The organism is Streptomyces beijiangensis, assembly GCF_017315755.1.
GTDB classification, from domain to species: domain Bacteria; phylum Actinomycetota; class Actinomycetes; order Streptomycetales; family Streptomycetaceae; genus Streptomyces; species Streptomyces beijiangensis.
The window spans coordinates 1-9,992 of record NZ_JAFLRJ010000293.1 but is presented as its reverse complement, the minus strand read 5'-3'; the positions used below and the strand labels follow the sequence as shown (position 1 = coordinate 9,992).

Sequence of the window (9,992 nt, the reverse complement as noted above, 5' to 3'; positions counted from 1 at the left end):
GCCCCCTGCCCCCCGTACGCGACCTCCGGCCGCGTGTCCTCAATCGCCGGACGGGTTGGCATCTCAAGCCCGTCCGGCGATTGAGGACACGCGGCCGAAGGTCGCGTACGGGGGGTCAGGGGCGAAGCCCCATGGAGCAGGGATCAGCCCGCTGCGGCCTCGTCGCACTGCTGACCCCGCAGCGTCCGCGCCAAGTCGTCCCGCGCCTCAAGTACCAACCGGCGCAAGGCCGGAGCCGCGCCCTCGTGCGCCGACAGCCACGCGTCCGTCGCGTCCAGCGTCGCCCGGTCGTCCTGCAGCCCAGGGAAGAGCCCCTTGACCACGATCATCCCGATCTGGATCGACCGCTCCGACCACACCCGCTCGATCGCGTCGAAGTACTTCGCCCCGTACGGCGCGATCAACTCCCGCTGCGACGCCTGCTCGAAGCCCGAAATGGTGGCCTCCACCAGCGCGTTCGACAGTGCGTCGGACTCGACGACCGCCGCCCACGCCTGCGCCTTCACCGCCTCCGAGGGCCGCGAGGCCAGGCAGCGCACCTGGTGGCGCTTGCCCGACGCCGTGTCGTCCCGCGCCAGTTCGGCCGCGATGACGCCCTCGTCCGCAAGGCCGTGCGAGGCGAGCGGCGACAGGAACGCCCATCGCATCTCCTGGTCGACATCGAGGCCGTCGATCTTCGCCGCCCCTTCCAACAGCCCCTGCAGCAGCTGGAAGTCGGCATCGCTCGCCGCCACCGACGCGAAGAACCGCGCCCACGTCAGCTGGTGCTGGCTTCCCGGCTCCGCGAGCCGCAGCTCCCGCAGCGCGCCTTCCGCCAGCGCGCGCCCGCCCTCCTCGCGCCATGCGGGTGCCGCATAGTGCGTGAGCGCCGACTGCGTCCAGGCGTGCAGCATCTGCAGTACGCCGATGTCGGTCTCGCGCCCGGCGAACCGCAGGACGAGCCCCACGAAGTCCCGCGCCGGCATCAGCGCGTCGCGCGTCAGGTTCCACAGCGCCGACCAGCACAGCGCACGGGCGAGGGGGTCGGTGATCTCGCCGAGGTGGTTCCGCAGCGTCTCCAGCGACCCCTCGTCGAAGCGGATCTTGCAGTACGTGAGATCGTCGTCGTTCACCAGCACCAGATCGGGCTTCTCGGCCCCGGCCAGCTCGGCCACGACCGTACGCGCCCCGGCGACGTCCACCTCGGCCCGTGCGTACCGCACCAGCTCCCCGGAACCGGCCTCGCGCCGGTACAGGCCCACCGCGACGCGGTGCGGCCGCAGTTCGGGGTGCGACGCGGCCGCCTCCTGCACCACGGCCAGCTCGGTCACCCGTCCCGCCGCGTCATGAGTGACCACCGGTGTAAGGGAGTTGACGCCCGCCGTCTGCAGCCACGACTGCGACCAGGTCGCCAGGTCGCGCCCACTGGTCTCCTCCAGGACGGTCAGCAGATCGCCGAGGCGCGTGTTGCCGTACTCGTGCCGCTTGAAGTAGCGCCGCGCGCCCTCCAGGAAGGCGTCCTGCCCGACGTACGCGGCGAGCTGCTTCAGCACGCTCGCGCCCTTGGCGTACGTGATCCCGTCGAAGTTCAGCTTGGCGTCCTCCAGGTCACGGATGTCGGCCGTGATCGGGTGCGTGGACGGCAGCTGGTCGGCCCGGTAGGCCCACGCCTTGCGGTTGTTGGCGAAGGTGATCCACCCGTTCTCGAACCGGGTCGCGCCCACCATCGAGAAGGTCCCCATGAAGTCCGCGAAGGACTCCTTGAGCCACAGGTCGTCCCACCACACCATGGTCACGAGGTCGCCGAACCACATGTGCGCCATCTCGTGCAGGATGACGTTGGCGCGCCGCTCGTACGACGCCGAGGTCACCTTCCCGCGGTAGATGTACTCCTCGCGGAAGGTCACCATCCCCGGGTTCTCCATCGCCCCGAGGTTGTACTCCGGCACGAAGGCCTGGTCGTACTTGCCGAAGGGGTACGGGTAGTCGAAGTTCTCGTGGAAGAAGTCGAGCCCCTGCTTCGTCAGCAGGAAGATGTCGTCGGAGTCGAAGTGCTTGGCGAGCCCCTTGCGGCACATGGCCCCCAGCGGGATCTCCAGCTCCGTACCGTCCTCGAACGTGCGCCGGTAGATATCGGTCACATAGTGGTACGGACCGGCGACCACGCAGGTGATGTACGTGGAGATCGGCTTGGTCTCCGCGAAGGCCCAGGCCCCGTCGGCCCCCTGCTCGCCGGCCCCGTTGCTCCAGACCGTCCACCCGTCGGGCGCGGTCACCTCGAAGCGGTACGGCGCCTTCAGGTCGGGCTGCTCGAAGTTGGCGAACACCCGCCGCGCGTCGGCCGGTTCGTACTGCGTGTACAGATAGACCTCGTCGTCCTCCGGGTCGACGAAGCGGTGCATGCCCTCACCGGTCCGGCTGTACGCGCACTGCGCGTCCACGACCAGCACGTTCTCGGTCTGCAGCCCGTCCAGCGCGATCCGCACCCCGTCGAAGACGGTGGCCGGGTCCAGCGCCTGACCGTTCAGCGTCACCGCGGTCACGGACGGCGCGACCAGGTCGGCGAAGGAAGCCGCCCCCGCCCGCGCGGACCGGAAGCGGATCGTCGTCACCGACCGGAAGGTCCGCGGCCCCTGCGCCGGGCCGTCCCCGACGGCGGACCGCAGGTCGAGCACGACCTCGTACCCGTCGACGGACAGCAGTTCTGCCCGCTCCCGGGCTTCGTCACGGGACAGGTTCTCACCGGGCACGGGCACTCCTTCGTGTATACGTTCCGTGGTTCGAATACTCCCATGTGCCTCCGACGGCCGACACGCGGGAATCCCCCGTCCACGGGAATCCCAGGCCGCCCGTGGGCGTTGCGACGACGAGACCGCCCCGTGCCACAAGGAGAGACATGTCTGAGAGCAAGACCCCCGTCGACTTCTGGTTCGACCCGCTCTGTCCCTGGGCGTGGATGACTTCCCGCTGGATGCTGGAAGTGGAGAAGGTCCGTCCGGTCGAGGTGCGCTGGCACGTCATGAGCCTCGCCGTCCTCAACGAGCCCAAGCTCGACGAGCTTCCCGAGCGTTACCGCGAGCTGCTCGGCCCCAAGGGCTGGCGTCCGGTCCGTGTGGTGACCGCGGCCCGTGAGCTGCACGGCGACGAGGTCGTGGGCAAGCTCTACACCGCTCTGGGCACCCGTATCCACAACAAGGAAGAGGGCGCCACCCTCGAAGCGATCGCCGGCGCCCTGGCCGATGTGGGCCTGCCCGCCGACCTGATCGAGTACGCGGACAAGGACACCTACGACGCCGAGGTGCGTGCCTCCCACAAGGAAGGCATCGACAAGGTCGGCCAGGAGGTCGGCACCCCGGTCATCGCGGTCCCGGGCGCGGACGGCGAGCAGATCGCCTTCTTCGGCCCGGTCGTCACCCCCGCGCCCAAGGGCGACGAGGCCGCCAGGCTGTGGGACGGCACACTGCTCGTGGCCTCCATCCCCGGCTTCTACGAGATCAAGCGCACCCGCACCCAGGGCCCCATCTTCGACTGACCGGGCACCTTCGCCGAACCTGGTCTACGGTCGGTCTGACGCCCCCCATGCCACCCTGCCCGTACGCCCGACCGACCGGGTGCACGGGCAGGGTGTTCTACGTCGGCTCACCGGGGCTCCGGCAGCTTCCGCGGCTTGTCGAAGGGGTTCTGGTTGAACCCGGTGCGCAGGTTCCCGCAGTCCGGGGCGACGCAGACCAGGAAGTCGTCCACGTACTTCCGGCCGGTCGCCTCCCTGAGCACCTGCTTCTCGGCGGTGGTCAGCCAGCGGTGCGGCTCTCGCCTCTTGCACGTACTGCACGGCAGAATCCTGGGGTTTGCCACGACGTCTCCCTCGGTTCACCGGGAGCGGGAGTCTATGACGGCCGGGGGCGCGGCAGCGGAAAAACAGACAGCCCCCGCGAGTCATGTCCTCGCGGGGGCCACCCGTTCCATCCGCCTGCACGCAACAGTTGAGAAGACGATCACGAGCAGGACGTTCTCAGTACCTCAGGGCGCGAGAAGCAGTACGTTCGCGCGCTCCTTGGCCGCGGCGAAACGCTTCGCCACGTCCTGCCAGTTGACGACGCGCCACATCGCCTCGATGAAGTCCACCTTCTGGTTCTTGTACTGAAGGTAAAAGGCGTGCTCCCAGGCGTCGAAGACCAGGATCGGGGTCGACCCCTGGCCGACGTTGCCCTGGTGGTCGTAGACCTGCTCGACGATCAGCCGGCCGCTCAGCGGCTCGTACGCGAGGACGCCCCAGCCCGAACCCTGCGTCGTCGCCGATGCCTTGGTCAGCTGGGCCCTGAACTTATCGAAGGAGCCGAAGGACTCGGCGATCGCGTCGGCGAGCTCGCCCACGCCGTCCTTGTCCAGAGGCTCGCCGCCGCCGTCACCGGTCATGTTGTGCCAGTAGATGGAGTGCAGGATGTGCCCGGAGAGATGGAACGCCAGGCTCTTCTGCAGGCCGTTGACCGACCCCCACTGGTCCTTTTCACGTGCCTCGGCGAGCTGCTCCAGGGTGTCGTTCGCGCCCTTGACGTACGCCGCGTGGTGCTTGTCGTGGTGCAGCTCGATGATGGCCGGGTTGATGACCGGTTCGAGTGCCGCGTAGTCGTACGGAAGTTCAGGAAGTGTGTACGTCGCCATGGCCGAGCCCTCCGACTGCTGCTACCTGCTAGTTATTGCAACTCATGTGCAAGTGCAGGCTAGCAGCATTAAAAAACACTCCCCGGACCGAGGTGGCCCAGGGAGTGTCGTGGTGCGTCCGTACGTACGGAATCAGGCGCCGACCGCGTCCTTCGCCGCGTCGCGACGCTGCTTGGCGTAGCCGGAGCCGGCCAGGGCGGCGACCATGATCGCCGAGACGACGAGCTGGTCGCGGCCGCCGGACGTCGTCGCCATCGCCACGAAGACGCCGACGATCGCGATGAGCGCCGCCCAGGTCAGATACGGGAAGCCCCACATCTTCACGGTCAGCAGCTCCGGCGACTCGCGCTCCAGGCGGCGGCGCATCTTCAGCTGGGTGAAGCAGATGAAGGCCCAGACGACCAGGATGGCGCAGCCCGTCGTGTTCATCAGCCAGGTGAAGACGGTGTCCTCCCAGATGACCTTGGCGCCGATGGCGGCGAAGCCGAAGACGCAGGAGGCGATCACCGCGGGCATCGGGACGCCCTTGATCACCTTGCCCAGGAAGCGGGGGCCCTGGCCACGCGAGACGAGCGAGTACGACATCCGCGAGGCGCCGTAGATGTTGGCGTTCATCGCGGAGAGCAGCGCGACCAGGATGACGACCTTCATGATCGTGTCGGCCGCGGGGATCTCCAGGTCCTGCAGCACGGTGACGTACGGGCCGTTCTTGGCCACGTTCGGGTCGTCCCACGGGACGAGCGTGACGATCAGCGCCATCGAACCGACGTAGAAGATCGCGATGCGCCACACGGCGGTGCGCACGGCACGCGCCACGTTCTCGCGCGGGTGGTCGGACTCGGCCGCGGCGATGGTGACCGTCTCCAGGCCGCCGTACGCGAAGACCGCGGTCAGCAGTCCGGCGATCAGCCCGGACGGGCCGGTCGGGAAGAAACCGCCGTCGCCGGTGAGGTACGCGTCGCCCGGCGCGTCGCCGAAGACGCCGCAGATCCCGAGGACGCCGATGACCAGGAAGGCCGAGATCGCCAGGACCTTGATGCCGGAGAAGACGAACTCGAACTCACCGAAGTTCTTCACCGCGGCGAGGTTGGTCAGACAGAAGAAGACCATGAAGATCGCGACCCAGCCGTACGCCGGGACGAAGCCGGCCCAGCCGTGCATGATGTCGCCGGCCAGTGTGGCTTCGGCGGCGACGCCGAGGCAGAGCATGACCCAGTACATCCAGCCCGAGGTGATCCCGGCCCAGCCGCCGATCTCCTTCTCCGCGTGCACCGAGAAGGACCCGGTGGCGGGACGGGCCGCGGACATCTCGCCGAGCATCCGCATGATCAGCATGACGACCGCACCGGCGCCCGCGAAGAGCAGCACGATGGCCGGTCCCGCCGCGGCGATGCCCGCACCTGACCCTACGAAGAGGCCGGCGCCGATGACGCCGCCGAGGGCGATCATCGAGAGGTGGCGCTGCTTGAGACCGTTCGTCAGCCGGGAGCCCGACGATTCCTCCGGGGTCTCCTGGGGTGTATCGGTCTTCGCCTTTTCGGGCGCGGTTGTCCGAGTCATGGTCGTGCCTGTTCAGTACGTGAGACGGGGAACGGTCCCACAGTCTGAAGTCGGGCCCCGCTGACAGGAAGCGAACGTCCGCTATGCGGACAGCTGCTTCACCTACGGTGATCGCGCAGCTCCCGTACGCCCGCGACCGCGAGCACCGCGGCCGTCGCCCCCAGCGACCAGAGCAGCTGCGGCCGCGCGCCACGGTCCGTCAGCATCAGCACGAACACGACCACGAGCCCGGCCAGCGTCGCCCACGTCAGCCACGGGAACGCCCACATCCTCAGCTGCAGCAGTTCGGGGGTCTCCCGCTCGATCTTGCGCCGCAGCCGCAGCTGGGAGGCGGCGATCATGCCCCAGACGAAGAGGAGCACCGCACCCACCGCGTTGAGCATGTAGAGGAAGACGGAGTCGGGCCACTCCAGATTGAGCAGTACGGACACGAATCCGAAGGCGACGGACGCGAGGACGGCCCGGCGCGGAACACCACCCGACACCCTGAGCAGTCCGCGCGGCGCCTCGCCGCGCTCGGCCAGCGAGAAGATCATGCGCGAGGAGCCGTAGAGATTGGCGTTCAGGGCCGAGAGCAGCGCCACGAAGATGACGATGTCCATGATCGTCCCGGCCGACGGAATGCCGATCGCGTTGAGCACGGTGACGTACGGCGAAAGCCCCGCCTGCTGCGCCGTCCACGGCAGGACGGTCACGATGACCAGCATCGAGCCGACGTAGAAGAAGAGGATCCGGAAGACCGCGCTGCGCACCGCACGGCTGACCGCGCGCGCCGGGTCGTCGGTCTCGGCGGCGGCGATCGTGACGACCTCCAGGCCGCCGAAGGCGAAGACGACGGCGAGAACGCCGGAGATGACGCCGTGCCAGCCGTGGGGGAGGAAGCCGCCCTGGCCGGTGAGGTTCGTCAGGCCCACCGGATCCCCGGAAAAATTGGATGAAGCCGGGAGAACGCCGAAGATGGCGAGGGTCCCCAGGATCAGGAAGAGGACGATCGCGCCGACCTTCAGCGCCGCGAACCAGAACTCGAACTCACCGAAGTTCTTCACGGCCGCGAGGTTGGCCAGGGTGAAGACCACCATGAAGATCAGCACCCAGCTCCACTGAGGAACCCCGGGCGCCCACTTGTTGGCGATCTGCGCCGCCGCCGTCGCCTCCACGGCGAGCACGACGACCAGCAGGAACCAGTACAGCCAGCCGGCCGTGAACCCCGCCCACCGCCCCATCGCCCGCTCGGCGTGCACCGAGAAGGACCCGGACGCGGGCATCGCCGCCGACATCTCGCCGAGCATCCGCATCACGAGCATCGCCAGGGTGCCCGCGATCAGATACGAGATCACGATGCCGGGCCCGGCGACCGCGATCCCCGCACCCGAACCCACGAAGAGCCCGGCACCGATCACCCCGCCGAGGCCGAGCATGGTCAGATGGCGCTGCTTGAGCCCGTGGGAGAGGGGCTCGGCGGAAAAGCCGGCGGGAGGCACGTCGGGCATGGTGCTCGTCACTCTCGGATGATTTGGCAGGAACCTACAGTCTCCCTACGGACTGCCCCGTTCCGCAAAAGCGGTACACCCCCTCGGACCTCCAGTGACCAGCGTCACTCCTATTGATGTGTACTTCCTGTTCTTTGTGCGAATCCCACCAAGGTCCCAACCCCCGCTTTGTGGAGCGCAGATGGTGATCACGCGCAGACCCGTGGGTTAACGTCACCGTGTTCCCACCTGCCTGCTGCCGCGCCGCAATTCACATAAGACGGAGTCCCGATGAGTACTGCTGCCACCACCCGCCCCGGAGCGGTCCTCGCCGACCTGCTGCTGCCCGCCTCCAGGACGCGCTACGCCGTCGACGCGGCGCTCGTCGTGGGCGGCGCCGCGCTCACCGGCATCGCGGCGCAGATAGCCGTCCCGATCCCCGGCTCCCCGGTCCCGGTCACCGGCCAGACCTTCGCGGTACTGCTCACCGGCGCGGCCCTCGGCGCCCGCCGCGGCTTCCTGGCCCTCGCGCTGTACGCGCTGGTCGGCATGGCGGGCATGCCCTGGTTCCAGAACGGCACCTCCGGTGCGGGCGGCGCCACCTTCGGCTACATCCTCGGCATGCTGCTCGCCGCCACCGTGATCGGCGCCCTCGCCCGCCGCGGCGGCGACCGCTCGGTGCTGCGCACCGCGGGCACGATGGTCCTCGGCTCGGCGATCGTCTACGCCGTCGGCGTCCCCTACCTGGCACTCTCCACCGGGATGTCCCTGACCGCCGCCGTCGCGGCCGGTCTGACCCCGTTCCTGATCGGCGACGCCCTCAAGGCGGCGCTGGCGATGGGCGCGCTGCCGGCCGCCTGGAAGCTCGTCGGCCGCCGCGGCTGACACCGCGACCCGACCGGGTGGCGCCAACCGAAGAGGACCCGCACCCTGGCAAGGGGTGCGGGTCCTCTTCGCGTACGGACGGATCAGCGGATCAGTGGTGCGCCGCCCTGCGGTTCCGGCTCGTCCACCAGAACCCCAGGCCCCCCGCGACCAGCAGGCCCGCGCCCGCGAGCCCGGCAGGCAGGGTCAGGTCACCAGGTCCGGTCTTGGGCAGACCGCTGCCCGAACCGGGCACTGCCGGCACATTGTCCGTGCCGAGCAGCAGCGGAGTGTCCGGAGCGTTCGGGGTCGGCTTCGTCGTCCCGAACGAGATCGGCCCCTGCTGCCACAGGACCTTCTTGCCGGTCCCCTCGGTCACCGGCAGGCAGATCTGGCCCTTCTGCTTCAGGTCGTACGTCGCCGAGACCGGGTACGACTTGCTCTTCCCCGCCGCCAGGTTGTCGATGACGCAGGCGAACCCGTTGTTGACGCCCTTGGGTAGCATTCCGGACGGGACCGGGACGCAGCCCTCGACCTTCGTGATCTTCATCCCGCCCAGCCCGAGCACCGACAGCGTGATCGCACCGCTGTCCTTCGTCCCGGTGTTGGAGACCTTCGCCGTCAGGCCGCTGGTCGTCCCGGCCTTGTTGTCCACCTTGATCTGCTTGGGCAGTTCGGTCGTCAGTTTGACCCCGGCCGGTACGTCCGTCCCGGGCTTTCCGCCCTGGCTGCTCCCCGGTGTCGTATCGTCCGCGTGCGCACTGAACGGCATGAATAGAACAGCCGCAGCAATTGCGGCAATCATCGACCCATAGCGCTTTCCTTGCATTTCCCCATCCCCCTCAACCGCGCATGATGCATCAGTATGTGAAGGGGTACCACAAGATCTCACCCAACTATGCTGTCATGGTGGCAAGTTCATGCTTCTGTGCTGATCACAGCTGGTGTTGGAGGGGAGGACGGGAATGCCGGGAAATGTGAGCGGTGGGATGCAGGGGTTATTGATCGCGGGGCGTTACCGGCTGGGCGAGATCATTGGCCAGGGAGGAATGGGCCGGGTGTGGCAGGTGGCGGACGAGATGCTCGACCGGCGCGTGGCGATAAAAGAAATGCGAATGGACGATCTCGACGCCGAGGACAGTCGTATCCGCCGCGAACGCACCCTGCGCGAGGCCCGCGCGACCGCCCGTATCGACCACCCCAATGTGGTCAGGGTCTATGACGTGGTCCAGGAGAACGACCGGCTCTGGATCGTGATGGAGCTCGTCCCCTCCAGATCCCTGGAGCAGGTCCTCATCGACGAGGGGCCGCTGAGCCCGCGTGCTGCGGCCAGGATCGGCCTGGGGCTGGTCGCCGCGCTCCGTGAGGTGCACGCGATGGGGGTACTGCACCGCGACATCAAGCCCGGCAACGTCCTCCTCGGCCCGACCGGCCGCATCGTCCTCACCGACTTCGGCA

General features: G+C 68.4%; 9 protein-coding genes. 3 read left to right on the top strand and 6 right to left on the bottom strand.

From position 1 onward, the window contains the following. Positions 1-143: 143 nt before the first annotated feature. A complete protein-coding gene (gene pepN, locus J0695_RS27550) occupies positions 144-2,729 on the bottom strand; it encodes an aminopeptidase N (protein ID WP_206966399.1) in 2,586 nt (861 codons plus the stop codon). A gap of 146 nt (positions 2,730-2,875) precedes the next feature. Here pepN and J0695_RS27545 point away from each other — a divergent pair, with 146 nt between their 5' ends. Next, positions 2,876-3,511, top strand: coding sequence for a mycothiol-dependent nitroreductase Rv2466c family protein (locus J0695_RS27545; RefSeq protein ID WP_206966397.1), 636 nt, complete (start codon positions 2,876-2,878; stop codon positions 3,509-3,511). 107 nt (positions 3,512-3,618) lie between these two features. Here J0695_RS27545 and J0695_RS27540 read toward each other — a convergent pair whose 3' ends face one another. The 4 genes from J0695_RS27540 to J0695_RS27525 all read right to left on the bottom strand — a co-directional run bounded on the left by J0695_RS27540 (position 3,619) and on the right by J0695_RS27525 (position 7,691). Next, complete coding sequence (locus J0695_RS27540; protein WP_307798781.1) at positions 3,619-3,834, bottom strand: hypothetical protein; 216 nt, start codon at positions 3,832-3,834, stop codon at positions 3,619-3,621. Positions 3,835-3,999: 165 nt separating this feature from the next. Continuing rightward, on the bottom strand, positions 4,000-4,641 hold the full coding sequence (locus tag J0695_RS27535; RefSeq protein ID WP_206966395.1) for a superoxide dismutase: 642 nt from the start codon (positions 4,639-4,641) through the stop codon (positions 4,000-4,002). A gap of 132 nt (positions 4,642-4,773) precedes the next feature. Next, positions 4,774-6,201 (bottom strand): amino acid permease, encoded by a 1,428-nt coding sequence (locus J0695_RS27530; protein ID WP_206966393.1) that lies wholly within the window; start codon positions 6,199-6,201, stop codon positions 4,774-4,776. A 98-nt stretch (positions 6,202-6,299) separates the two neighbouring features. Beyond that, complete coding sequence (locus J0695_RS27525) at positions 6,300-7,691, bottom strand: amino acid permease (RefSeq protein ID WP_206966403.1); 1,392 nt, start codon at positions 7,689-7,691, stop codon at positions 6,300-6,302. 270 nt (positions 7,692-7,961) lie between these two features. Between J0695_RS27525 and J0695_RS27520 the strand changes: the two genes are divergently transcribed. Beyond that, entirely contained in the window at positions 7,962-8,555 is a 594-nt protein-coding gene (locus J0695_RS27520; protein ID WP_206966391.1) for a biotin transporter BioY, read from the top strand. A 91-nt stretch (positions 8,556-8,646) separates the two neighbouring features. Here J0695_RS27520 and J0695_RS27515 read toward each other — a convergent pair whose 3' ends face one another. Then, positions 8,647-9,306 carry an LPXTG cell wall anchor domain-containing protein gene (locus J0695_RS27515; RefSeq protein ID WP_242553264.1) on the bottom strand — a complete coding sequence of 220 codons (660 nt, stop codon included), beginning with the start codon at positions 9,304-9,306 and terminating at the stop codon, positions 8,647-8,649. 193 nt (positions 9,307-9,499) lie between these two features. Between J0695_RS27515 and J0695_RS27510 the strand changes: the two genes are divergently transcribed. Then, positions 9,500-9,992, top strand: a 493-nt coding sequence (locus J0695_RS27510) for a serine/threonine-protein kinase (RefSeq protein WP_505383614.1), incomplete at its 3' end; no start/stop codon positions are given.